This is a genomic window from Pseudodonghicola sp. (assembly GCF_048268305.1).
Taxonomy (GTDB): Bacteria; Pseudomonadota; Alphaproteobacteria; order Rhodobacterales; family Rhodobacteraceae; genus Pseudodonghicola.
On sequence record NZ_JBLWVT010000003.1, the window covers coordinates 253206 to 276486 of the forward strand.

Annotated in this window: 22 protein-coding genes and 1 riboswitch; of the genes, 17 read left to right on the forward strand and 5 right to left on the reverse strand. The window is 65.9% G+C overall.

The window, feature by feature from the left end; translation table 11 throughout:
- Positions 1-38 precede the first annotated feature (38 nt).
- Positions 39-1211 (reverse strand): branched-chain amino acid ABC transporter substrate-binding protein, encoded by a 1173-nt coding sequence (locus tag ACN0V4_RS07015; protein ID WP_417674410.1) that lies wholly within the window; start codon positions 1209-1211, stop codon positions 39-41.
- A gap of 165 nt (positions 1212-1376) precedes the next feature.
- Between ACN0V4_RS07015 and ACN0V4_RS07020 the strand changes: the two genes are divergently transcribed.
- From ACN0V4_RS07020 to ACN0V4_RS07095, 16 genes are all read left to right on the forward strand, one after another.
- Positions 1377-2000 (forward strand): cupin domain-containing protein, encoded by a 624-nt coding sequence (locus ACN0V4_RS07020; RefSeq protein WP_417674846.1) that lies wholly within the window; start codon positions 1377-1379, stop codon positions 1998-2000.
- Between the two features lie 127 nt (positions 2001-2127).
- Positions 2128-2248, forward strand: a riboswitch (TPP riboswitch).
- 131 nt (positions 2249-2379) lie between these two features.
- Positions 2380-4167, forward strand: a complete 1788-nt coding sequence (gene thiC / locus ACN0V4_RS07025) for a phosphomethylpyrimidine synthase ThiC (protein WP_417674412.1) — start codon at positions 2380-2382, stop codon at positions 4165-4167.
- Positions 4164-5099 (forward strand): FAD-dependent oxidoreductase, encoded by a 936-nt coding sequence (locus tag ACN0V4_RS07030; RefSeq protein WP_417674414.1) that lies wholly within the window; start codon positions 4164-4166, stop codon positions 5097-5099. Before thiC ends, ACN0V4_RS07030 begins: the two co-directional genes overlap by 4 nt.
- Complete coding sequence (gene thiS, locus ACN0V4_RS07035) at positions 5089-5286, forward strand: sulfur carrier protein ThiS (RefSeq protein WP_417674416.1); 198 nt, start codon at positions 5089-5091, stop codon at positions 5284-5286. The genes ACN0V4_RS07030 and thiS overlap by 11 nt, the downstream gene beginning before the upstream one ends.
- 3 nt (positions 5287-5289) lie before the next feature.
- Positions 5290-6048, forward strand: a complete 759-nt coding sequence (locus tag ACN0V4_RS07040) for a thiazole synthase (protein WP_417674418.1) — start codon at positions 5290-5292, stop codon at positions 6046-6048.
- Complete coding sequence (locus ACN0V4_RS07045; protein WP_417674420.1) at positions 6045-6656, forward strand: thiamine phosphate synthase; 612 nt, start codon at positions 6045-6047, stop codon at positions 6654-6656. Before ACN0V4_RS07040 ends, ACN0V4_RS07045 begins: the two co-directional genes overlap by 4 nt.
- Positions 6653-7567 carry a HesA/MoeB/ThiF family protein gene (locus ACN0V4_RS07050; RefSeq protein WP_417674422.1) on the forward strand — a complete coding sequence of 305 codons (915 nt, stop codon included), beginning with the start codon at positions 6653-6655 and terminating at the stop codon, positions 7565-7567. The genes ACN0V4_RS07045 and ACN0V4_RS07050 overlap by 4 nt, the downstream gene beginning before the upstream one ends.
- 392 nt (positions 7568-7959) lie before the next feature.
- A complete protein-coding gene (locus tag ACN0V4_RS07055; RefSeq protein WP_417674424.1) occupies positions 7960-9609 on the forward strand; it encodes a hydantoinase B/oxoprolinase family protein in 1650 nt (549 codons plus the stop codon).
- On the forward strand, positions 9609-11753 hold the full coding sequence (locus tag ACN0V4_RS07060) for a hydantoinase/oxoprolinase family protein (protein WP_417674426.1): 2145 nt from the start codon (positions 9609-9611) through the stop codon (positions 11751-11753). Before ACN0V4_RS07055 ends, ACN0V4_RS07060 begins: the two co-directional genes overlap by 1 nt.
- A 39-nt stretch (positions 11754-11792) precedes the next feature.
- The gene (locus tag ACN0V4_RS07065) at positions 11793-13322 is read left to right on the forward strand and encodes an ABC transporter substrate-binding protein (protein ID WP_417674428.1); all 1530 of its coding nucleotides are present in this window, start codon (positions 11793-11795) and stop codon (positions 13320-13322) included.
- Between the two features lie 66 nt (positions 13323-13388).
- Entirely contained in the window at positions 13389-14306 is a 918-nt protein-coding gene (locus ACN0V4_RS07070; RefSeq protein WP_417674430.1) for an ABC transporter permease, read from the forward strand.
- 56 nt (positions 14307-14362) lie between these two features.
- Entirely contained in the window at positions 14363-15205 is an 843-nt protein-coding gene (locus tag ACN0V4_RS07075) for an ABC transporter permease (protein ID WP_417674432.1), read from the forward strand.
- A 5-nt stretch (positions 15206-15210) separates the two neighbouring features.
- Positions 15211-16188, forward strand: coding sequence for an ABC transporter ATP-binding protein (locus tag ACN0V4_RS07080; RefSeq protein ID WP_417674434.1), 978 nt, complete (start codon positions 15211-15213; stop codon positions 16186-16188).
- Entirely contained in the window at positions 16185-17249 is a 1065-nt protein-coding gene (locus tag ACN0V4_RS07085) for an ABC transporter ATP-binding protein (RefSeq protein WP_417674436.1), read from the forward strand. Before ACN0V4_RS07080 ends, ACN0V4_RS07085 begins: the two co-directional genes overlap by 4 nt.
- Before the next feature lie 28 nt (positions 17250-17277).
- Positions 17278-18270 (forward strand): dipeptidase, encoded by a 993-nt coding sequence (locus ACN0V4_RS07090; RefSeq protein ID WP_417674438.1) that lies wholly within the window; start codon positions 17278-17280, stop codon positions 18268-18270.
- A 259-nt stretch (positions 18271-18529) separates the two neighbouring features.
- On the forward strand, positions 18530-19540 hold the full coding sequence (locus ACN0V4_RS07095) for a LysR family transcriptional regulator (RefSeq protein WP_417674440.1): 1011 nt from the start codon (positions 18530-18532) through the stop codon (positions 19538-19540).
- Between the two features lie 32 nt (positions 19541-19572).
- Here ACN0V4_RS07095 and ACN0V4_RS07100 read toward each other — a convergent pair whose 3' ends face one another.
- From ACN0V4_RS07100 to ACN0V4_RS07115, 4 genes are read right to left on the reverse strand one after another with little or no spacing between them, the layout of a single operon-like run.
- Positions 19573-20940 carry a sensor histidine kinase gene (locus ACN0V4_RS07100; protein WP_417674442.1) on the reverse strand — a complete coding sequence of 456 codons (1368 nt, stop codon included), beginning with the start codon at positions 20938-20940 and terminating at the stop codon, positions 19573-19575.
- Positions 20937-21617 carry a response regulator transcription factor gene (locus tag ACN0V4_RS07105; protein ID WP_417674445.1) on the reverse strand — a complete coding sequence of 227 codons (681 nt, stop codon included), beginning with the start codon at positions 21615-21617 and terminating at the stop codon, positions 20937-20939. The genes ACN0V4_RS07100 and ACN0V4_RS07105 overlap by 4 nt, the downstream gene beginning before the upstream one ends.
- Complete coding sequence (locus tag ACN0V4_RS07110; protein WP_417674447.1) at positions 21598-22203, reverse strand: cytochrome b/b6 domain-containing protein; 606 nt, start codon at positions 22201-22203, stop codon at positions 21598-21600. Before ACN0V4_RS07110 ends, ACN0V4_RS07105 begins: the two co-directional genes overlap by 20 nt.
- 3 nt (positions 22204-22206) lie before the next feature.
- Positions 22207-22491, reverse strand: a complete 285-nt coding sequence (locus tag ACN0V4_RS07115; RefSeq protein WP_417674449.1) for a PepSY domain-containing protein — start codon at positions 22489-22491, stop codon at positions 22207-22209.
- Between the two features lie 190 nt (positions 22492-22681).
- On the opposite strand from ACN0V4_RS07115, the gene ACN0V4_RS07120 reads away from it, so the two are divergent.
- Positions 22682-23155 carry a ferritin family protein gene (locus tag ACN0V4_RS07120; protein ID WP_417674451.1) on the forward strand — a complete coding sequence of 158 codons (474 nt, stop codon included), beginning with the start codon at positions 22682-22684 and terminating at the stop codon, positions 23153-23155.
- Positions 23156-23281 lie beyond the last annotated feature (126 nt).

Here is a 23281-nt window from a genome sequence, read left to right on the forward strand (position 1 = left end):
GCGGCAGGACAGGCCCGCCGCGCCACTGGTCTGTGGTGTTATTTCGCGGCCGGAAGCTGGCGGATGCCCTTGGCGTAATCGCTGTCTTCCCAGACCACCCATTTGCCGTCCTGGGCGACATAGCCGGTGATCAGGGCGACGGTGTTCTGGCCGTGATCGTCAAAGCTGATCGGCCCGGTGATCGACTGGTGATCCTGCACCTTGCCCATGTAGCCGACGATCGCCTTGCGATCGGGGCCGACGGTCTCGACCGCGTCGATCAGCAGGTTCATCGCGGCGAAGGCGAAGGGGCCATAGGCCTCCGGCGGGGTCGAGTAGCCGGCTTTTTCATATTCGCTCAGGAAGAAGGCGCCGCCCGGCAGTTTCTCGGCCGGTGCGCCTTCGAGGAAGGTCATCGTGCCTTCGGCCAGATCGGTGCCGAGCCCTTCGAAGAAGGCGTCCGACTTGATCCCCGACACACCTTCGAACACGGCATTGATGCCAAGCTTGTCCATCTGCTGGCGCACCCGCACGCCGCCCGGGGTCAGGCCGGCAAAGACCACGACATCGGGGTTCAGCGCCTTGACCTGGGTGAGTTCAGCGGTGAAATCCTGCTGATCCGAGGTGACGCCGAAGGAGCCGACAACCTCGGCCCCGTCTTCGCCAAGATACTTAGACAGATAGGTGAAGTGGCCTTTGCCGTAATCGGTGGTGTCGTGGATGATCGCGAAGGTCTTGTAGCCGAGGCCGGTCATCATCTTGGCGGCGGTTTCGTTCTGGTTGATCATCGTGCCATTCACACGGGTGATCTCGGGATAATCATTGCCATAGGTGATATCCGGCAGCACCGCGCCCCAGATCGTCGCCGGCAGGCCGAAGCGGTGATAGACATCGACCGTCCCCATCGCCACCGCCGAGCAATAATGCGTCACCGCGCCCGCGACCTTGCGGTTCGTCGCCAGTTTGGTCGCGACCTGCACGCCGACGTTGGGCTTGCATTCGTCATCCAGCGCATCGAGTTCATAGGTGTATTTCGAGTTCGGATCGGCATTGCGCAGCTTGATCGCCAATTCGGCCGAGTTGCGCCCGCCCAGACCGACCGAAGAGTTGCCCCCCGTCAGCGGCCCGAGGAAGCCGAGCTGGACCGTGTCCTTGGCCTGGGCGCCGGTGGCAAGAGCAAGGCCCGCGCAGGCGGTCGCCGCCAGCACGATCCCGTGAAATTTGTTTCGCATATTGAATTCCATTCCACTTTCCCTGAGATTGCTTGGGCGACTTGACCCAGAGGAAGCTCTGCCTCAAAAAATTGAATATGGTTCAACTTTTGAGCTCGATTGAGCTAAAATTTGAATTTGAGTCGTGCTGTGATGAATTTGAAGGCGGAGTTCGGGCGCGTGAGCATGGATATTGAGCACTCTGAAGATATCGGCACTCTCGCCCCCGCCGAGTCGGCTCCGCGCACGATGTCTGATCTGGGCACCCGGTTGCGCGAGGCCCGCAAGGCTCACAAGAAAACGCTGCGCATACTTGCTGAGGAAGTAGGCTGTTCGCCGTCGATGCTGTCGAAGATCGAGAATGACCAGGCCACCCCGTCGTTGCGCACCCTCCACCGCATCCTGGCGGCGCTCGATACCTCGATCGTGCATCTCTTCGCCGGAGACAGCGCCCATGAAGAGATCAGCGTGATGCGGGGCGAAAGCCGTCCCGCGGTCAAGGTCAGCCATACTGAAAACGGCGCGGCGATCTTGCTGGAACGGCTGACGCCAACCTTCCCCGAGCTTCTGCTCGACGCGAATATCCACACGCTCGAACCCGGGGCCGACAGTGGCGGCGACATCCAGCATGCGGGCCAGGAGGTCGGCTATATCCTGCAGGGGCGGGTCGAGTTGATCGTCGACGGCCGCAGCCATTTCCTGGCGCCGGGCGACAGCTTTTTCTTCGCCTCGAACCTGCCGCACCGCTACCGTAACATCGACCCGGGTGTCAGCCGGATCCTCTGGGTGGCGACGCCGGCGACCTTCTGAGGCGCCGGTTCTCTGGCCAGGTTCTCCTGCCCGGTTCTCTGGCCCCGGTCTCTGACGGCGCGCCGCCGCCAGTCCTGTGGGCGCGGGCCTTTTCCGATTGACATGATCGCCGCGCGGTCAAATAGTGCCCCCACGTCAGGGGAGTCCCGCCTAGGGGACTGAGAGGCTGATAGGGGGAAACCCCGGTGAAGCGACCCTTTGAACCTGACCCAGTTGATGCTGGCGTAGGAAGACCGAAGGGCATTTCCGCATTCCTCTGATCCTGAGGGCGGTCCTTTCGGGCCGCTGATGGCCCTTTGCGCATGGCGCGATCCGGGGCTTGAGCGGTCCCTTTCTGCCAAAAGTCTCACTTGGGTCTCATCGTGAAGAGGAGACCGAAATGAAAGACACCATTCCCACCATCACCACCGGGGCGCTGCCCGCGTCGCGCAAGGTCTATGTCGGTGGCCAAGGCCATGACATCCGGGTGCCGATGCGTGAAATCGCCGTCACCGGCGAGGCGCCGCTGACCGTCTATGACAGCTCGGGCCCATATACCGACCCGGAGGCGCGGATCGACATCGCGACCGGCCTGCCCGAAGTCCGCGGCGGCTGGCTGCAATCGCGCGGCGAGGTCGAGGAATACGAGGGCCGCATGGTGACCGATGCCGACAACGGCTTTGTCTCCGGCGCCCGGCTGACCCCGCCCTTCCCGGTGCGGCGCCCGCCGCTGCGCGGGGTGGGCGACCGGGCGGTCACCCAGCTCGCCTATGCCCGTGCCGGCATCGTCACGCCGGAGATGGAATTCGTCGCGATCCGCGAGAACGAGGGCCGGCTTGAGGCCTACTCCCGTGATGGCGAGAGCTTCGGCGCCGAGCTGCCCGATCTGGTGACGCCCGAGTTCGTCCGTCGTGAGGTCGCCGAGGGCCGCGCCATCATCCCCGCGAACATCAACCACCGCGAGTTGGAACCGATGATCATCGGCCGCAATTTCAAGGTGAAGATCAACGCCAATATCGGCAACTCCGCCGTCACCTCCTCGATGGAGGAAGAGGTCGAGAAGATGGTCTGGGCGATTCGCTGGGGCGCCGACACGGTGATGGACCTGTCCACGGGGCGCAACATCCACAACATCCGTGACTGGATCCTGCGCAACTCCCCGGTGCCGATCGGCACCGTGCCGCTCTATCAGGCGCTCGAAAAGGTCGGTGGCATTGCCGAGGATCTGACCTGGGAGATCTTCCGCGACACGCTGATCGAACAGGCCGAGCAGGGGGTGGATTACTTCACCATCCATGCCGGCGTGCGGCTGCACATGATCCCGATGACGGCGAAACGGGTGACGGGGATCGTCAGCCGCGGCGGCTCCATCATGGCGAAATGGTGCCTGCATCACCACCGCGAGAGCTTCCTCTACGAGCATTTCGACGAGATCTGCGACATCTGCCGCCGCTATGATGTGTCGTTCAGCCTTGGCGACGGGCTGCGCCCCGGCTCGATCGCCGACGCCAACGACGAGGCGCAATTCGCCGAGCTGCGCACGCTGGGCGAGCTGACCAAGATCGCCTGGGCCAAGGACTGTCAGGTGATGATCGAGGGCCCCGGCCATGTGCCGATGCACAAGATCAAGGCCAATATGGAGGAGCAGCTCAAGCACTGCCACGAGGCGCCGTTCTATACCCTCGGGCCGCTCACCACCGATATCGCGCCGGGCTATGACCATATCACCAGCGCCATCGGCGCGGCGATGATCGGCTGGTTCGGCACCGCGATGCTCTGCTACGTGACGCCCAAGGAGCATCTGGGCCTGCCCGACCGCGACGATGTGAAGACTGGCGTCATCACCTACAAGCTCGCCGCCCATGCCGCCGATCTGGCCAAGGGGCACCCCGGCGCCCAGCGGCGCGACGATGCGCTGTCACGGGCGCGGTTCGAGTTCCGCTGGGAGGATCAATTCAACCTCGGCCTCGACCCCGACACCGCCCGCGAGATGCATGACGAGACCATGCCGAAAGAGGCGCATAAGGTGGCGCATTTCTGTTCCATGTGCGGGCCGAAGTTCTGCTCCATGCGGATCAGCCACGACATTCGTGCCGAGGCCGAGAAACAGCAGGGCATGGAGGCGATGGCCGCCAAGTTCCGCGAAGGCGGCGCGCTTTATGTTCCGGCGGAGGCACCGGCGGAATGATCTCGGTCCTGGGATCGGGCGTGGCGGGGCTTTGCGCCGCCACCGCCCTGGCCGAGGCGGGGTTCGAGGTTGAGGTGATCGTTCCGGAAGAGGCTCCGGCGCCGGCCTCTCGCCTCGCTGGCGGCATGCTTGCCCCCTTCTGCGAAGGCGAAAGCGCGCCCGAGGTGATCGTGGCGCGCGGTCAGGCGGCGGTGGACTGGTGGGCGGAGCATGTGCCGGGCGTCACCCATCGCGGCACGCTGGTCCTGGCCCCGGCGCGGGACGGCGCGGAGCTGGACCGCTTTGCCCGGGCAACCCGGGCGCATCGTTGGGTCGCGCCGGACGATCTGGAACCCGACCTCTCGGGCCGCTTCGCCCGCGGGCTGTTTTTCGAGACCGAGGCGCATCTTGATCCGCGGCGGGCGCTGCTTCATCTGCGCGAGGTGCTGATCGCGCGTGGGGTGGCCTTTCACGCGGGGCCGCCGCGGGGCCGCATCGTGGATTGCCGGGCCCTGGCGGCCGCGAAGGCGCTGGGCGATCTGCGCGCGGTGCGCGGCGAGATGCTCTATCTCCACGCGCCGGAGGTGGCGCTGTCGCGGCCGATCCGCCTGCTGCACCCGCGCTTTCCCTGCTATGTCGTGCCGCGCGGCGCGGGGCGCTATATGGTCGGGGCGACGATGGTCGAAAGCGACCGCGCCGGTCCCGTCACCGCCCGCGCGGTGATGGAACTGCTGTCGGCGGCCTATACCATCCATCCCGGCTTCGCCGAGGCCGAGGTGATCGAGACCGGCGCCGGGCTGCGTCCCTCTTTCCCCGACAACCTGCCCGCGATCCGGCGCCAGGGCGATGTGATCCACCTGAACGGCATGTATCGCCACGGTTTTCTGATGGCTCCGGTGTTGGCGATGGAGCTTGCCCGGATGATGACGAAGGAGATTTGCCATGCGGATTGATCTGAACGGAACCCCGGTCGAGACCGACGCGGGGAGCTTGGCGGCGCTGATCGAGGAACGGGGCTTCGATGCCGCCTCGGTCGCGACCGCGATGGACGGCCAGTTCGTGCCGCGCCCGGCGCGGGCGGCCACCGCGCTGCGCGACGGCGCGAAGATCGAAGTCTTGTCACCGATGCAGGGGGGCTGAGCGATGTTCTATGGAATCGATCTGAAAAACCGGCTGATGCTGGGCACCGCGCAATACCCCTCGCCGCAGATCCTGCGCGAGGCGATCGCCGCCTCGGGGGCCGAGGTGATCACCGTGTCGCTGCGCCGCGAAGGGCAGGGGGGCGCGGCCTTTCGCGATATCCTCAAGGACAGCGGTTGCCGCGTCCTGCCCAATACCGCCGGTTGTCACACGGTGCGCGAGGCGGTGACCACGGCACAGATGGCGCGCGAGCTATTCGGCACGACCTGGATCAAGCTCGAGGTGATCGGCCATGCCGACACGCTGCAGCCCGACCCCTTCGCGCTGGTCGAGGCCGCCCGCATCCTCTGTTCCGAGGGGTTCGAGGTGTTCCCCTATACCACCGAGGATCTGATCGTCGGGGAAAAGCTGCTGGAGGCCGGATGCAGGCTGCTGATGCCCTGGGGCGCGCCGATCGGATCGGGGCAGGGGCTGCGCAATATCGAGGGGCTGCGCACGATGCGGGCGCATTTCGACGGGGTGCCCTTGGTGATCGACGCCGGTATCGGCGCGCCGTCCCAGGCGGCGCTGGCGATGGAGATGGGCTTTGACGCGGTGCTGCTGAACACCGCCGTCGCCAAGGCGCTGGACCCGGTCGCCATGGCGCGGGCCTTCGGTCAGGCGGTGACGGCGGGGCGGCAGGCCTATGCGGCCGGGCTGATGCCCCGGCGCGACATGGCGCAGGCCTCGACCCCGGTCTTTGGCATGGCGGTGCTGACATGACACAGCTCGATCCCTTTTATCTGATCGTCGGCCATGTCGGTCGGCTGGAACTGCTGGTGCCGCAGGGGGTCAAGCTGGTGCAGCTGCGGATCAAGGACCAGCCCGAGGCCGAGCTGCGCCGCCAGATCGCCCGCGCCCGCGATTTCTGCGCTGTCCACAAGGCGCAACTGGTGGTCAACGATTACTGGCAGATCGCGCTGGAGCTGAACTGTGGCTTCGTCCATCTCGGGCAGGAGGATATGGACAGTGCCGATTTCGCCGCCTTGCGCCGCGCCGGTGTCCGCTTTGGTCTTTCCACCCATGACGAGGCGGAGCTTGAACGCGCCCTGGCGCTGGAGCCCGCCTATGTCGCGCTGGGGCCGGTGTTCCCGACCCTGCTGAAACAGATGAAATGGGGGCCGCAGGGCTTTGACCGGGTGCGGCAGTGGAAGACGCGGGTGGGTGACACCCCGCTGGTCGGCATCGGCGGGCTCACCCCCGAGCGGTTGCCGGGCCTTTTCGCCGCCGGGGCCGATTGCGCCGCGGTGGTGACCGACATCCAGCAGGCCCCAGACCCCGAGGCGCGCTGTCGCGACTGGATCGCCGCCACCCGGGAGTACGCGCAATGAGCCGCTATGCGCGCCAGATCTGCCTGCCGGGCTTCGGCGAGGCCGGGCAGGCGCGGCTGGCTGCGGCCCGCGTGCTGGTGGTGGGCGCCGGCGGCCTGGGCGCGGGTGTGTTGCCGCCGCTGGTGGCGGCGGGCGTCGGCCATCTGCGGCTGGTCGATCCCGATGTGGTGGAGGAGAGCAACCTGCATCGCCAGACCCTGTTTCGCATGTCCGATCTGGGCCGCCCCAAGGTCGAGGCGGCGGCGACGGCCCTGGCCGGGCTCAACCCCGATTGCACGATCTCGGCATTGGTCGCGCGGCTCGATCCGGCCACGGCGGGGGTGGAACTGGAGGGGGCCGATCTGGTTCTCGACGCGGCGGACAGTTTCGCCACCAGCTATGCGCTGTCGGATCTTTGCCGCGCGACCGGCACGCCGTTGATTTCGGCTTCGGTGCTGGAGCGGCAGGGCTATGTCGGCGGCTTCTGCGGCGGCGCGCCCAGCCTGCGGGCGGTGTTTCCGGATCTGCCGGGCAGGATGGGCGATTGCGCGACGAACGGGGTAATGGGGCCGGTCGTGGCCACGCTGGGCGCGCTGCAGGCGCAGATGGCGTTGGCGGTGCTGCTGGGTCAGCAGCCGTCGCCCCTGGGGCAGATGCTGACGCTCGATCTGGCAAACTGGCGGCTGGGCGGATTCCGCTTCGACGGGGCGGAGGAGCCCGAGATTGCCACGCCCGAGATTGTCTCGCCGGGTCAGATCAGACCCGAGGATCTGGTCGTCGACCTGCGCGCGGGCGATGTGGCCGAGGTCTTGCCCGCCGCCGGGCAGCGGGTCGTTTTCCTCTGCGTCAGCGGGCTGCGCGCCTGGCGGGCGGCAAGGGCGCTTGCCGCGCGGGGGCATCCGCAGGTCGCCATCGTCGGGGTCGGCGGCTGAGCCCGCCGCCCCGCGCCTCAGCCCAGGCGCTGGGCTCAGTCCAAGCGCGCAGGTCCTGAGGTGTGGCCGCAGCGTGCCCGATGCGTCGTACCGGTTCCGCCGGCGCAGGGGGCACGGTCGCCATTAGATATTGCCATTAGATTTTGGGCGTACCCTCGTTGCATGGCGAGAGGGATGGGGTGGTGTTCATCTAGTAACTAGATGTTTTTGCGTGATATTTTATGATTATTCTCTGTCAATGATGGATTAAGAAGAAATCATAATTCGACGCAAACAGCGCCGGCTGTTTCTATTCCTCCTGTTCCCGATCCCCAAATCCTGGCTGTGGCGCCGGTCTGAGGGGGCGGGCCCTCTCCCCGCGGAGAGGTCGAAGATAGGGAAAAGGTCGAGCCATGACTGAACAGAACTCTCTGAACGCGATCGACATTCAGATCCAGTGGAACCGTCTGATCTCGATGATGGACGAGGCGGATATCGCACTGCTGCATTCCGCCTTCTCGACTGTGGTGAGCGACTCGCGCGATTACGCGGTGATCCTGCTCGACAGCCAGGCGCGCTCCATTGCCCAGGCCCAGATCTGCGTGCCGGCCTTCACCTGCTCGTTGCCGGCCGCCGCCCGCAAGATGCTGGAGGAATTCCCGCTGGACGAGCTTCAGCCGGGGGACGTGCTGTTCACCAACGATCCCTGGATCTGCCACGGCCATCTGCCGGACTTCTACGTCATCGTGCCGATTTTCAACGAAGGCCGGGTGATCGCCTTTTACGCCGGTGCCGCGCATGTGTCGGATGTCGGCGGGCGGATCGACGAGCTGACCGCGCGCGATGTCTATGAAGAGGGGGTCAGGATCCCCCCGGTCAAGCTCTATGAGGCCGGCGTGCCGGTTCCGGTGATGTTCAAGATTCTGCGCGCCAATACCCGCTATCCGCGGTTGGTGCTGGGGGATCTGGGGGCGCTGGTCGGTGCCGGCGATATCGTGGCACGCCGCTGCCGCGAGTTCGAGGCCGACTATGGCGCCGGTGCCATCGACCGGATCGGCGAAGAGATCCTGAACCGTTCGGAAAACGCGATGCGCGATGCCATCGCGGCGCTGCCCGATGGCGATTACCCGGCGGCGATCGACGTCGACGGCTATCAGACCGCGACCCATATCGCGCTGACCGTCCGGGTCCGGGGCGAGGAGATGGAACTGGACTATGCCGGTTCCAGCCCGCAGCGTGCCGACGCCTCGATCAACTGCGTGTCGAATGTCACCCATGCGCATTCGATGTTTGCGGTGAAATGCCTGCTGGCGCGCGACATCCCCAACAACGAAGGGCTGTTCCGCCCGGTGCGGACCACCGCCCCCGAGGGGTCGATCCTGAACGCGCAATTTCCGGCGCCGGTGCGGGGCCGGTCGATGACCAGCTATCACCTGCACAGCGCGATCTTCGAGGCGATGGCGCTGCTGATGCCCACCGCGGTTCAGGCGGGCAGCGGATCGTTCTGGTGGATTTCCTGCGCCGGCCGGGACAGCGACGGCGAACCCTTCGGCCTGCATGTGCTGCCCAATGGCGGCGTCGGGGCGACCGACGACATGGACGGGCATCCGGTGATGGCCTTTCCAGGCAACGGAACCTTCACCCCGGCCGAGATCATCGAACACCGCTCGCCCCTGATGATCCTCGAACGGTCGCTGCGCGACGATTCCGGCGGTGCCGGGCGCCGACGGGGCGGGCTGGGGCAGGTCATCCGCATTCGGACCCATGGGGTGCAGAACGCCCGGATGACGCTACGGCCCGACAAGCTGACCCATCCGGCGCGCGGCATCCAGGGCGGAGAGCCCGGCGCGCGGGGCGAGGTCTGGCTGGATGATCGGGCGCTGCCGCTGGAGCCCTTCGTGCTGAATGCGGGAGAGATCCTTACCCTCAAGCTGCCCGGAGGCGGCGGGTTCGGGAACCCCGACGATCGCGACCCGCAGGACATCGCCCGCGACATCGCCAATGGCTATGTCTCGGCGCTTTGCGCGGTCGAAACCTATGGCGTTGCGCGAAAGGCCCACTGATGACCCAAGATCTTCTCACACGGGCCCCGGGGGCCTTCAAGCTGGGGTTCGATGTCGGCGGCACCTTCACCGACTTTGCGCTGGTCAGCGAGACCGACGGCGCCGTACGGCTGGGCAAATGCCTGACCACGCCTGACGATCCCACCCGCGGCATCGCTGACGGGCTGCTGAGCCTGCTGGCCGATACCCGCATCTCGGCCGGCAATCTGAACGTGGCGATCCATGCCACCACGCTGATCACCAACGCCCTGATCGAACGCAAGGGGGCGGTGACGGCCCTGCTGGCGACCGAAGGGTTCCGCGATACGCTCGAGATGGGCACCGAGGTGCGTTACGACAATTACGAATTGTCGCTGGAAATGCCGAGCCCGCTTGTTCCACGTCAGCGCCGCTATGACGTGCCCGAGCGGATTTCGGCGAAGGGCGATGTTCTGGTGCCGCTCGACACCGACCGGCTGCGCGAAATCGCCCGCGAGATGCTGGCGCAGAAGGTCGAGGCGGTGGCGATCGTCTTTCTGCATTCCTTCATGAACCCGGCGCATGAGATCGAGGCGGAGCGCATCCTGCGCGAGGAGATGCCGGAGGTGCAGATCAGCCGCTCCAGCGTGATCGCCCCCGAGATCCGGGAATTCGAACGGTCCAGCACCACCGCCGCGAATGCCTATGTGCAACCCATCGTGCGCCGCTATATCGACCGGACCGAAGGCATGCTGCACGACAGCGGCTTTGCCCAGCGTATGCAGATGATGGTCTCGTCCGGCGGCATCGCGGGGGCCGAGCTGGTCAAGGCGCAACCGATCCGGATGCTCGAATCCGGTCCGGCCGCCGGCGTGCTGGCGGCGATCCATTTCTCCAAGCTTCTGGGTCTGCCCGATCTGGTCACCTTCGACATGGGCGGCACCACCGCCAAGGTCGGGCTGGTCAAGGGGCACCAGGCGCGCAAGGCCAACCAGTTCGAATTCGGCCGCGTCGCCCGGCTGATGCGCGGCAGCGGCCTGCCGGTGAAAGTGCCGATCGTCGAGCTGATCGAGATCGGCGCCGGCGGCGGCAGCATCGCCTCGACCGACAAGATGGGGCTGGTGCAGGTGGGGCCGGAAAGCGCCGGCAGCGCGCCGGGGCCGGCCTGTTACGGTCTGGGCGGCACCCAGCCGACGGTGACCGACGCGAATCTGATGCTGGGCTATCTGAACCCCGACTATTTCCTCGGCGGGCAAATCCCGCTCAGCCGGACGGCCTCGATGCGGGCGCTGGCGCGGTTGGGCGAGATCACGGCGATGTCCGCGACCGAACTGGCCTGCGGCATCTTCCGGATCGTCAACCAGAACATGACGGCGGCCTGCAAGGTGCATATCGCCGAACAGGGTGAGGACCCGCAAAAATTCTTCCTGTTCGCCTTCGGCGGTGCGGGGCCGATCCACGCCTGGGAACTGGCGCGACAGCTTGGCATGAAGGGGGTGATCGTCCCGCCCGCCGCCGGTGCCGGATCGGCGCTTGGGCTGGTGGTGAGCCCGGTCAGCTTCGATTGTTCGCGGTCGCTTCCCCGGCGTCTGGACAAGCTGACCTGGGACGACATCGACCGCGTGCTGTCGCAGATGCTGGAGGAGGCGCGCGCGGCGCTGAGCGAGGCCGGGCTGCCGTCGTCGCGCATTGCCTCGGCCGAGGTCACCTATGAAATGGATCTGCGCCATTTCGGCCAGGGGCGCGAATTGACCGTCGAAATCCCGCTTGAGATCGTCGAAAGCCGGTCGATCGACGGCGTCGCGGCGGCCTTCTATGCCGCCCATCAGGCGCGTTATGGCCACGTCCACCGCGATCTGGTGCCCGAGCTGATCACCTGCCGGCTGTCGGTCAGTACCCATGCGGCGACGCTTCCCGAGCCGCCCGCCGTGGCGATCGCAGAGACCGGCATCTGCGGGCAGCCCAGGGCCAAGGCGACGCGAGAGGTCTATTTCCCCGAGGCGGGGGGCACCCTGCCGACCCGGGTCTATGAACGGTCATCGCTGGTGCCGGGCATGCGCTTTCCCGGCCCCGCGATCATCGAAGAGCGCGAATGCACCATCGTCGCCGGTCCCGCGGCAGAGATCGAGGTGCATCCGACGCTCGCCCTTTTCATCACCCCGACGGGGGCCTCGGCAGACCAATAAACAAGCAACTAAACGACCCAACAGGAGAGAACTAAGTCCATGAAGAGACGCAGCTTTCACGCACTTGCCCTGGCGGCTGGCCTGCTGGCCTCGACCGCGGCGCTTCCCGCCTTCGCCCAAAACACCCCGAGCGATCTGGTGATCGCCCAGGCGTTCGACCCCACTTCGCTCTGGCCGAACTTCAACACCGCCTCGGACGAGATCAACGCCGGCGCGCTGATCACCGAGCCGCTGTTCTGGACCGATCCGAAGAGCAATTCGCTGATGCCGGTGCTGGCATTGGGCTATGAGATGGAGGACGACACCACGCTGGTGGTCGCGCTGCGCCAGGGCGTCAGCTTTACCAATGGCGAACCGTTCAACGCTGATGCCGTGGTGGCGAGTTTCACCAATTTCATGAACCCCGAAATCGCCCCGGCCTATGGTCGCTATGCGGGGGTCTTCGACAGCATCGAGAAGGTCGACGACCATACCGTCCGCATCAAGACCAAGTTCCCCTATCCGGCCTTGGAACTGGCACTGGGCAAGGTCTATATCGTGCCGCCCGCCTATTGGGCCGAGGTCGGCGCCGACGGGTTCGGCGCCGCGCCGATCGGGACCGGCCCGTTCAAGCTGGAAGACTGGCGGCGGGACGATCGGATCGTCATGACCCGCAACGAAGGCTATTGGGGCACCCCGCTGAAGGGGATCGAACGGGTGATCCTGCGCCCGGTGCCCGACGACATGGCCCGCGCCGCCGGGATCGAGGCCGGGGAATTCGACATCGCCACCAATATCCCGATCGCCAACGCGGCCGCGATCGAGGCGGCCGGCAAGAAGATCGTCGAGGTTCCGAGCTATCGCATCTTCTCGCTCGAGCTGTCGAACCTCGAGATGCACCCCTCGCCGATGCACGACAAGCTGGTGCGCCAGGCGGTGAATTATGCCATCGACAAGGAAGGCATCATCGACGGGCTGTTCGAGGGGCGCGCCAAGCGGCTGAACGGTCAGCTTCTGCGCAGCAATCAGCTTGGCTATAACCCCGATCTGACGGACTATCCCTATGATCCCGAAAAGGCCAAGGCGCTGCTGGCCGAGGCGGGCTATCCCAACGGGTTCGACATCGACTTCCGCTTCCCCTCCGGCCGCTATGTGCAGGATCAGGAGGTCGCCACCGCGATCGCCGGCATGCTGGAGGCGGTGGGCATTCGTCCCAACATGATCCAGCTCGAAGCGGGGGAGTTCCTGCGCCAGCTCGTGAACCGGGAACTGGCGCCGGTCGGCTATGTCGGCCTCGGGCCGGCGGACGACCCCGACCTGCAGATGGCGCAATACCGGTCGAACTGGCGGTATTCCTATGTCTCCGACCCCGAGATCGATCGTCTGATCGACGCCGGCGCCGCCGAGATGAACGGCGAGAAGCGGGCAGCGATCTATCAGGAGCTGTCGGCCTATATGCGCGAGCAGGCCTCGGTCGGCTATCTGTTCCAGAATGTCGACCTCTATGCCACCGGCGCCGATGTCGAGGGATTCCTGCCGCGGGGCGACCAGCTCTGGATGCTCTACGGCGTCTCCGTCGGCAAGGAATGACACCGCGCCGGCGCGGTGGCGGTCCGACCGTCGCCGCGCCGGCCCGACAGGGAAAGCGAGCGCTATATGGGTAAATATCTTCTGACCCGGTTGCTGTACGTCCTGCCTTCGTTGCTGGGCGTTCTGATCATCTGTTTCTTTCTGACCCGGCTGAGCGGCGATCCGACGCATCTGTTCATGCCCGTGGACGCCACCGACGAGGCGCTGGCCGCGTTCCGGGCAAAACACGGGCTGGATCGCAGTCTGCCCGAACAGTTCTGGCTGTTCGTCTACAACGCTCTGCACGGCGATTTCGGAACCTCGCTGCGCTTTTCCACTCCGGCGATCGATCTGGTGGCCGAACGGCTCCCCGCCACGCTGGAACTGGCGCTGGCCACGCTGCTGATCGCGGTCTGCACCGGCATTCCGCTGGGGGTGGCGGCGGCCTATTGGCGTGGCCGCCCCATCGACACCGCGATCCGCTATCTCGCGGCGCTCGGCCAGTCGGTGCCGACCTTCTATTGGGGGATCGTGTCGATCATCGTGCTGGCGCTGTGGATGCGCCTGCTGCCGACCGGCGGGCGGGAGGGGCTGACAAGCCTGGTGCTGCCGGCGACGACGCTGGCGACGACGATGATGGCGCTGATCATCCGGGTGACGCGTTCGTCCATGCTGAACGTGATCGAGCAGGATTATATCCGGACCGCCCGCGCCAAGGGACAGACCGAGTTCATGGTGGTGGTCCGGCACGCCCTGGGCAATTCGATCATCCCGGTGATCACCGTGATCGCGCTTCAGTTCGGCGTGCTTCTGGGCGGTGTGGTGGTGACCGAGACGGTGTTTTCCTGGCCCGGGGTCGGCCGTCTGGCGATCCAGGCGATCTATGCCCGCGACTATCCGGTGGTGCAGGCGGTGGTGCTGTTCTTCGCCGTGGTCTTCGTCTTCGTCAATCTGCTGGCGGATCTTCTCTATTCCATCGTCGATCCGAGGGTGCGGCTGAAATGACCCAAGCAAAGCCTTCCCAGCCGTCATCGCATCGCCGCAGGGTCTGGCGCGGGATGTTGAAACAGCTTCGCCGGCCAGGTGTCGCCATCGCCATGGTGGTGGTGGTCCTGCTGGTGGCGATGTCGCTTTTCCCGGGGCTGTTCACCGCGCACGACCCCAATGCGCAAAGCATTCTTCTGCGCCTCAAGGGGCCGATGTTCGAGGATCGCAGCGGCGCGCTGCACATCCTGGGCACCGATCAGCTGGGCCGCGATATCTGGGCCCGGATCGTCTATGGTGCGCGGACGACGTTGATCGTCAGCATCGGCGCCGTGCTGGTCAGCGCCGGCCTGGGCATCTGCCTGGGGCTGATCGGCGGCTATGTCGGCGGCATCACCGATGCGATCATCTTGCGGTTGGTCGACATGCAGCTTGCCTTTCCGGTGATCCTCCTGGTGATCGGGGTGGTGTCGATCACCGGCCAGTCGCTGGTCGCGCTGATCGTCCTGATGGGATTGGCAAGCTGGCCGACCTTCGCCCGGATCATCCGATCCGAGGTGCTGACCCTGCGCGATCGCGAATTCATCGAGGCGGCGCGGTCGATCGGGGCGACGCAGTCGCGGATTCTCCTTCGCCATGTAGCGCCGAACGTGCTGTCGGCGGTGATGGTCGTGGCCACCTTCGAGCTGTCGACGATGATCCTGATCGAGGCGACGCTCAGCTTTCTGGGGGTGGGGGTGCAGCCGCCGACCCCGACCTGGGGCGGGATGATCAGCGAGGGGCAGCGTTACCTGTCGCAGGCCTGGACCGTCTCGCTTTTCCCGGGGCTGGCGATCTCGATCACCATCCTTGCCATCAATACCCTCGGGGACGAGCTGCGCGATCTGCTCGATCCGCGGCTGGCGCGAACGGAGCAGTGAGTGTGATGTCCGAACCCCTTCTCGATGTCCGCAACCTGTCGACCTCTTTCGTCAACGGCAGCACAGAGACCACCGTGGTCGACGATGTCAGCTTCTCGATCGCGCTGGGGCACACGCTGGCGATCGTCGGCGAAAGCGGCTGCGGCAAGTCGATCCTGTCGCTGTCGCTGATCCGGCTGATCCCGGACAGCGCCCGCACCCGGGGCGAAATCCTGATCGGCGGCGAGGATCTGGCGCGCGTTTCTTCGGAACGGATGCGGCAGATCCGCGGCGGCAAGATCGGCATGATCTTCCAGGAGCCGATGACCAGCCTCAATCCGATCATGACGGTAGGCGCCCAGCTTTCCGAGGCGCTGAAGCTGCATTTCCCCGATCTCACCACGGCCGAGCGGCAGCAGCGGGTGATCGAGGGGCTGCGGCGGGTGCGGCTGCCGGCGCCCGAGACGCAATTCCACCGCTATCCGCACGAGCTGTCGGGCGGGATGCGCCAGCGGGTGATGATCGCCATGGCGCTGGCCTGCGAACCCGACCTGCTGATCGCCGACGAACCGACGACGGCGCTGGACGTGACCGTGCAGGCGGAAATCCTGTCGCTGTTGCGCGATCTGCAGCAGGACACCGGCATGGCGGTGATCCTGATCACCCACGACCTGGGCGTGGTCGCCGAATTCGCCGACGAGGCGATGGTGATGTACGCCGGCCGGATCGTCGAGCGGGGCGAGGTCGGGGCGATCTTTTCGGACCCGCAGCATCCCTACACGATCGGCCTGATGGGCAGCATTCCGCAACTTGGGAACCAGGACCGGTTGCTCGAGATCGAAGGCACCGTGCCGGCGTTGTCGGCGATGCCGCCCGGCTGCCGTTTCGCGCCGCGCTGCGTCTTCGCCGGGCCACGCTGCAGCGACCAGTCCCCCGCCCCGCGCGAGGTGACCGCCGGCCATGCCGTCGCCTGCCACTTCGCGCCGTTGGAGGATCACGCATGACCCGCTCGCTTCTGGAACTGCGCAATGTCGACAAGATTTATGGCCGGGGGGCCGGCCTGTTCGGCAGCGGTCGCGGCGGCACCTATGCGGTCGAGGGTGTCAGCCTGTCGGTCCGGCCGGGCGAGACGCTGGCGTTGGTGGGGGAATCCGGTTGTGGCAAGTCGACCACCGCGCGGCTGGCGTTGCGGCTGATCGAAACCAGCGGCGGCGAGGTGCTGTTCGACAGCAAGGATGTGACGCGGGCGCGGGGGGCGACGCTGCGATCCCTGCGCGAGCGGATGCAGATGGTGTTTCAGGATCCCTTCGCTTCGCTCGATCCCCGCATGTCGGTGCGCCAGATCATCGCCGAGCCGCTGCAGGTTCACCGGGTCAAGGGCGATCATCGCGCCCGTGTCGACGAACTGATGGCGCTGGTCGGGCTGCGTCCCGATCACGCCGGCCGTTTCGCGCATGAGTTTTCGGGCGGGCAGCGTCAGCGGATCGGCATCGCCCGGGCGCTGGCGCTGAACCCGGAGCTGCTGATCTGCGACGAGCCGGTCTCGGCGCTGGACGTGTCGATCCAGGCGCAGGTGATCAATCTGATGCTGGATTTGCGTGCGCGGCTCGGGCTGTCCTATCTGTTCATCTCTCACGATCTGTCGGTGGTGCGCCATATCGCGGATCGCGTCGCGGTGATGCATCTGGGGCGGATGATCGAAAGCGGCACCAAGGCGCGGATCTTTTCCGCCCCCATGCACCCCTATACCCGGACGATGCTGTCGGCGGTGCCGCAGCCCGACCCGGGCCGGCGCAAGCCCGCGGTGCGCATCCCGGCGACCTCGGGCGCCATACCGGGGCGCGAGGGCTGTCTTTATCGCGATCGCTGTCCGCTGGCCTCGGCACGCTGCGCCAGCGAAAGGCCGCAACCGCGATCCGTCGCCGAAGGCCATCTGGTCGCCTGCCATCATGCCGAGGAGCAGGCGCCCTTCGTGCTCGGGCAGGGGGGGGCGGTGCTGACCCCCGGCGCGCAACGTCGTTTCGAACTCTATGTCCGCAAACGGGCCGAACGGTCCCCGGCGTGACCCAACCCTTCCAAAGGAGATCAAGACCATGACAACTTCCCCCCTTGTGATCGACGGGCTGAACTGCGCGCCGTTGACGCCCGAACAGATCCGCCGCACCATCGAAGGCGGCATTTCGGCGATGAACCTGACCGCGATCCGGCCGCAGGCCGGGGTGCAGGACGGGCTGCTCCAAGTCCAGGAGGCACTGGACAAGATCGCCGCCATGCCCGAGCTGGCGATCGTCGGGCGTACCACCGCCGATATCCTTGACGCGCAGGCGACCGGCCGTTGCGCCATCATCATCGGCGCCCAGAACTCGGTGATGGTCGAGCCCGAGGTGCGACTGCTCGAAGTGTTCAAGACGCTGGGTCTGCGGATCGTCCAGCCGACCTATAACGAACGCAACGCCTTCGGCTATGGCGCCCCTTTCCTGGGCGATGGCGACCGCGGCATCACCGCGGCGGGGCGCGACTGGGTGGCCGAGATGAACCGTAACGGGATGATCATCGACCTGTCGCATTGCGGCCTGAAGACCAGCGCCGATTTCATCGCGGAATCGAAGCAGCCGGTGGTTTTCAGCCACGCCAACGCCATGGCGATCTGCCCGAGCCCGCGCAACAAGACCGACGAGCTGCTGCGTGCGGTGTCCGAGACCGGCGGGCTGACCGGCATGGTGACCTGGCCGCCGGTGACCTGGCTGCCCGAGAAGCCGACGCTGGAGCATATCCTCGATCACTTCGACTATCTGGTGAAGGTCTGCGGCATCGAGCATGTGGCATGGGCCAGCGACATGCCCGAGGTCGAGACCCGCGAGCATTGGGAGGAATACTGGGGTGTCGAGGGGCTTTATCCCAATATCACCGGCATTCTGGGCGAGTGGTACACCTATGATAACCGCCTGAACGCCGACGTGGGAACTATCACCAAGGTGCCGCTGATCTGGGACGGCCTGGCCAAGCGCGGCTATAGCGAGGACCAGATCGAGAAGATCTCCTCGGGCAACTGGCTGCGGGTCATGAAGGACGTCTGGGGCGCCTGATCCGACCGTTCGATCCGATCCCGGGGCCGGGAAACCCTCCGGTCCCGGGAAGGCGTGGGGATGGGTTCAGTGGGGGCAGAGATGCGCAGACAGCAAAATTGCCAGGTGGTTCGCGCAAATTTTTGGCATTTGTGTGGGCGGGCCGTCACATCTCTGTTTTTTCCGAGTGACGCCGGTTCCCGGCCTTTGAGGATATGTAAACATGGAGTTTCTGGAAGGGCTGGAGCCGATCTAAATTCCGAAGGGGAGGCGAGGAACCATGTGCTATTTGCGTGAATTCAGAACTTTCGTGGCCGTCTACGAGGAGCGGTCCTTCACCGGCGCGGCACTCCGGATGAATGCCACGCAGTCGGGGATCTCCCAGCAGATCAAGAAGATCGAACAGGTCGTCGGCATCCGGCTGTTCGACAGGGGAACCCGGGCGGTCAAGCCGACGGTGCAGGGTGAACAGTACTATATGCATTGCCTGCGGTTCCTGCGGGAATACGACGAGACGGTTTCCGACCTGCAGGGCCAGCCCGGGATGGCGTCGGCCAGCAGCATCTCGATCGGGGTGGTGCCCTGGCTCAGCCGCTGCATCCTGCCGCCGATCCTGGCACGTTTCGCCGCCTATCCTGACATCACGCTGAACATCGAGGAAGCCGGCGCCGAGGTACTGGAGACGCGGTTGCGCGAGGGGCATCTGAGCCTGATCGTGACGGAAAACGACGTCTACAGCAGCGATACCATCAGTGAAGGCGAGGTCAGCCAATGCGTTCTGGTGACCGGCCGGCACGAGCGGAGCACCTCGCGCGATATCCTGCCGGCCGAACTGACGACGCGGAACCTGATCCTGCCGCCGAAGGGCAACCCGCTGCGGGCGGTGGCCGATCGCATGTTCGCGGAATATGGGGTGAGCCCGGCGAAATCGATCGAGATCAACTCGATCTCGGCGGCGGTCAATCTGGCGGCGCAATCGAGTTGGAGCGCCTTTGTGCCCGTCGTCGCGTTGGTGGCGGAAACCGCAACGATCGATTGCGTGGTCGACCGGATCATCGGCGGTCCGAGCGTCGGCGTGGTCGTCAGAACCCGGCGCATCTCGCTCACCCCGACCGAACAGATCGTGCGCGAACACCTGATGGCCGAACTGACCCGCTTTGCGCTGAATACGCATCTGATTTCGCAGTCTCATTCCTGCGCGTCCGACGCCGGGGCCGTGACCCGGCGCCAGCCACAGGGCCGCAGCCGCGCGGGCGATGCGATGATCGAGCGGTATCTGGAACTGCCCTGATCCCGCGCGGAGCGCGCGGGGGGCCGCTTTCCCTATCTCGCGCTGCGAAAATCGAGCGTGACCTTGGCGCCGCCACCTGGCGCGTCGGTGATTTCGATCCTGCCGCGATGGGTTCGCATGATCGTCTCGGCGATGGCGAGACCAAGACCGGCACCGTTGCCTTCGCCCGGATCAAGCCGGCGATGCCGTTCCAGCACCTCGGCACGCCGTTCGGGCGGGATCCCGGGCCCTGAATCGCAGACTGCGATCTGCGGGCCAGGGCCACAGATCACCGTGACCTCGCTGCCCTGAGGCGTATGCTGCAGCGCGTTTTCCACCACGTTGCGCAGGGCGCGCCCAAGCGCGTCGGCATGGCCGCGAACGATCTGCCTGTCGGCACTGGGCACGAAGGTGATGCTGCGATGGCGCGAAATCGCCAGCGGGGCGAGATCGGAGACGACCTCGGCGGCGATCGCTGTCAGGTTCGCCTCGGCTCCGGCCGGGATCTCCAGCGCTGTGGCATTGGACATGTCGAGCATCTGTTCGATCAATCGCCGCATCGCATGCATGTCCTGCAGCAGCCCCTCGCGCCCGGGGCCGGGCGGCAGGGCCTCGGCGTTCAGCGTCGCGATGGCCAGAGGGGTGCGAAGCTCGTGGGCGGCATCGGCGGCAAAGTCTTGCAGGGCGCGCACCGATTGTTCGATCCGCGCCAGCATCCGGTTGACCGAGGCGACCAGCGCCTCGACCTCGCGCACCGGCTTGCCGGGCGGTGCGATGCGCTGGCCGATCTGTGCCGGGTCGATCCGGTCGACCGTCGCGATGACCGCCTCGAGCGGCTTCAGCGCGCTGCGCACGGCGCTGAAATTGAACAGCAGATAAAGACCCGAGAGCAGCAGCAGCGGAAAGATCACATGCACTCGGATCTCGTCCACCAGGATCGGGACATAGGGGCGGAAGCCCTGTCCCGAAATCGCCAGGCTGATCCAGAGCGGCTGGCCTGCCAGCGTGATGCGGCGGGACCCGGAGAGCAGGAACCTGTCACCGTGCTGCTCCCTTTGCGTGCGGATCACCACGAAGACTGCCGGAGGCTCATCCGCCACGCGCAGCGTGCCGTCGTCTCGGCGCGCGACGATATTCCCCGAGGCGTCATGGACCAGGAACGCCCGCGCCGTCGCGGCCGAGATCGGCGGGCCGAGCGTGTCGGGGTTGCCAAGGCGTGGCCCGGTCGCGGTCTCGACCATTTCGGCGGCGATGCGGTTGGCCTCAGCCGTGACCAGAAGTTCGTCCAGTGCGTTGGGATTGCGCACATAGATCCAGAGCACGCTCGCCAGTTGGATGGCGAAGAACAAAAGCGCCACCAGCCCGAGCCGGATGGTCATGCGTGCCCAGAGCGGTCGGACCCTTCGCGTCGCCAGGCTCATGACTGCCCCGTCGCGCAGAGCATATAGCCGATGCCGCGCACGGTGTGCAGCTCGGCCTCGGCTCCGGCCGTGGCCAGATGACGGCGCAACCGCGACACCACCGCTTCCATCGCGTTCGGCGTCACCTCCGACGCCAGGGCATAGAGCGCCTGCTCGATCGCGGGTTTGCCCACCACCTGACCGGAGCGGCGCAGCAGGAGTTCGAGCAGATCGGTTTCGCGCGGGGGCAGATGCGCCGATCGCCCAGCGATGGAGGCGGTGCGGCTGGCGCAGTCCAGCTCGATATTCGCCAGGCTCAGCACCGGGTCGAGACAGGTTGCGGGGCGACGCAGCAGCGCCCGGCAGCGGGCCAGAAGCTCGCGGATTTCAAAGGGCTTGACCAGATAATCGTCGGCCCCGGCGTCCAGCCCCTTGACCTTGTCGTCAAGTCCGCTGCGGGCGGTGATCATCAAGACCGGCACGCGGCAGCCGGAGCGCCGCAAGTGCCGCATGAATGCCGCCCCGTCGCCGTCCGGCATGCCGAGATCCAGCAGGATCAGATCGTAGGACAGGGTTTCGACCGCCTCTTCGGCGCCCGCCAGGGTACCGAAGGGGTCGGTCGCGAAGCCGGCGCCGGACAGGCCCGAGACGATCAGCGCCGAAAGCCGGGTGCTGTCCTCAATCAGCAGAACCCGCATCTCCGGCCTCCGCGCTGCCGTCTGTGCGTTTGCGCCCGTTGATCATCGACCAGATCAGGTTCTCGCGGTGACGGAAGCTTTCGAGGATCGCTGCCGCCACATGCAGCGCCACCAGCCAGACCAGCAGATCGGCCAGGGACGCATGGAGGTTTTCAACCCAGATCACGCCCCAGAACATGTCGAGTTTTTGCATCCACCCGGTCAGGCAGAGCCCAGCCAGCATGACCATCATCAGCAGCATCATCGCGCCACCGGCGGGGTTGTGGCCGATATAGCGTGGGTCGCGCCCGCGCAGGGTGGCGACGAGATGCCGGATCACCCGGGCTGGCGATGCCACGAAATCGCGGAACCTGGCGTGCCTCGTCCCGATGAAGCCCCAGATCACCCGCAGGAGCAGGAGGCCGGCGATGCCATAGCCGATATAGCGATGCGCCAGCTTGCCGGGCTCCACTACCGCCTCGTTCAGCAGCACGCCGGTCACGATGCTCCAATGAAACACCCGGACGAAGGGATCCCAGACGCGGATCCGACCGTCCGGGCCGGATGCCGCCCCAGGGCGGACGGCTCCTGTGTCAGACAGGGCCATGGCTCAGTTCAGGTTCTCTTCGACGATCTCGCCGGTGACCGGATTGAAATAGACCTCGGCCCGCACCCCGTCCTTGTTATAGCCGTAGATTTCATAGCAGCCGGTGGTCGAGGTACGGAAAACCTTGATTTCGCGATAGCCCATCTCGGCGATCTTCTCTTTCATCTGCGCCTCGGTCAGCCAGGCGGATTTGGGCTCGGTGGTGCAGGTGGGGCTGGCAAATGCCGCTCCGGCGACGAGGCCGAGGCCAGAGACGAGAGCGGCAAGACTGATCTTAAAGCGCATCATTCAGGAGATCCTTTCTGCGACTGAGCGACTGCCCCGATCCGGGACTGTGCACAGAGTGCCGGGCGGAGCTGACAGAGACCTGACGGGACGGCAGAAAAAATCGCGACCACCGTCAGGATGTTGTCAGCGCGCGGAGCGAGGCTTGTGGCGTTGCCCCCGAAGGCAGCCTTCGAAACATGGAGCCAAACCAATGAAAACTCTCCGCATCCTCCTGCTCAGCGGCCTTGTCGCAGCCCCGCTCGCCGGCAGCCCCGCCCTTGCCGAGAACACGCTCAACCCGCAGACGGTCGAAAATCTGAAAACCGCCATGCATGGCGAGGCCTTCGCCAACCTCAAATATCTCGCCTATGCTGAATTCGCCCGTCGCAACGGCAATCCCGAGCTGGCGGCGCTGTTCAGCGAGAATGCCAACGTCGAGGCGAACGAACACTTCGATCGCGAGGCCTCGGCGCTGGGTCTGGTCGAGGGCAATGAGGCCGACCTGCTCGACGCGATGGCGGGCGAGCATTACGAGAACACCGTGATGTACGTGAAATTCGCCGAGCAAGCCCAGGCGGCCGGCGACACCAAGGTGGCCGAGATGTTCCGCCAGATCGCCGCTGATGAGGGCGACCACTACGCCTCTTACAAGGCCGCGCTGGAAACCCTCAAGGCCGGCAATTGATCCCTGGCCGCCCCGACCCCCGGTCCGGGGTCCGGGGCGGCTCAAAAATCGAATGCGATGATCGCGCTTCACGACCGTTCCGGCCTGCTTGTCTCCCGGCTGCCGATGGCAGTCCCTCTGCCCGGA

Bases quoted from the DNA above. Each gene is read 5' to 3' on its own strand.
- ACN0V4_RS07015 (WP_417674410.1), bottom strand. From the start codon at position 1,211: ATGCGAAACAAATTTCACGGGATCGTGCTGGCGGCGACCGCCTGCGCG.
- ACN0V4_RS07020 (WP_417674846.1), top strand. From the start codon at position 1,377: ATGGATATTGAGCACTCTGAAGATATCGGCACTCTCGCCCCCGCCGAG.
- thiC (WP_417674412.1), top strand. From the start codon at position 2,380: ATGAAAGACACCATTCCCACCATCACCACCGGGGCGCTGCCCGCGTCG.
- ACN0V4_RS07030 (WP_417674414.1), top strand. From the start codon at position 4,164: ATGATCTCGGTCCTGGGATCGGGCGTGGCGGGGCTTTGCGCCGCCACC.
- thiS (WP_417674416.1), top strand. From the start codon at position 5,089: ATGCGGATTGATCTGAACGGAACCCCGGTCGAGACCGACGCGGGGAGC.
- ACN0V4_RS07040 (WP_417674418.1), top strand. From the start codon at position 5,290: ATGTTCTATGGAATCGATCTGAAAAACCGGCTGATGCTGGGCACCGCG.
- ACN0V4_RS07045 (WP_417674420.1), top strand. From the start codon at position 6,045: ATGACACAGCTCGATCCCTTTTATCTGATCGTCGGCCATGTCGGTCGG.
- ACN0V4_RS07050 (WP_417674422.1), top strand. From the start codon at position 6,653: ATGAGCCGCTATGCGCGCCAGATCTGCCTGCCGGGCTTCGGCGAGGCC.
- ACN0V4_RS07055 (WP_417674424.1), top strand. From the start codon at position 7,960: ATGACTGAACAGAACTCTCTGAACGCGATCGACATTCAGATCCAGTGG.
- ACN0V4_RS07060 (WP_417674426.1), top strand. From the start codon at position 9,609: ATGACCCAAGATCTTCTCACACGGGCCCCGGGGGCCTTCAAGCTGGGG.
- ACN0V4_RS07065 (WP_417674428.1), top strand. From the start codon at position 11,793: ATGAAGAGACGCAGCTTTCACGCACTTGCCCTGGCGGCTGGCCTGCTG.
- ACN0V4_RS07070 (WP_417674430.1), top strand. From the start codon at position 13,389: ATGGGTAAATATCTTCTGACCCGGTTGCTGTACGTCCTGCCTTCGTTG.
- ACN0V4_RS07080 (WP_417674434.1), top strand. From the start codon at position 15,211: ATGTCCGAACCCCTTCTCGATGTCCGCAACCTGTCGACCTCTTTCGTC.
- ACN0V4_RS07085 (WP_417674436.1), top strand. From the start codon at position 16,185: ATGACCCGCTCGCTTCTGGAACTGCGCAATGTCGACAAGATTTATGGC.
- ACN0V4_RS07090 (WP_417674438.1), top strand. From the start codon at position 17,278: ATGACAACTTCCCCCCTTGTGATCGACGGGCTGAACTGCGCGCCGTTG.
- ACN0V4_RS07095 (WP_417674440.1), top strand. From the start codon at position 18,530: ATGTGCTATTTGCGTGAATTCAGAACTTTCGTGGCCGTCTACGAGGAG.
- ACN0V4_RS07100 (WP_417674442.1), bottom strand. From the start codon at position 20,940: ATGAGCCTGGCGACGCGAAGGGTCCGACCGCTCTGGGCACGCATGACC.
- ACN0V4_RS07105 (WP_417674445.1), bottom strand. From the start codon at position 21,617: ATGCGGGTTCTGCTGATTGAGGACAGCACCCGGCTTTCGGCGCTGATC.
- ACN0V4_RS07110 (WP_417674447.1), bottom strand. From the start codon at position 22,203: ATGGCCCTGTCTGACACAGGAGCCGTCCGCCCTGGGGCGGCATCCGGC.
- ACN0V4_RS07115 (WP_417674449.1), bottom strand. From the start codon at position 22,491: ATGATGCGCTTTAAGATCAGTCTTGCCGCTCTCGTCTCTGGCCTCGGC.
- ACN0V4_RS07120 (WP_417674451.1), top strand. From the start codon at position 22,682: ATGAAAACTCTCCGCATCCTCCTGCTCAGCGGCCTTGTCGCAGCCCCG.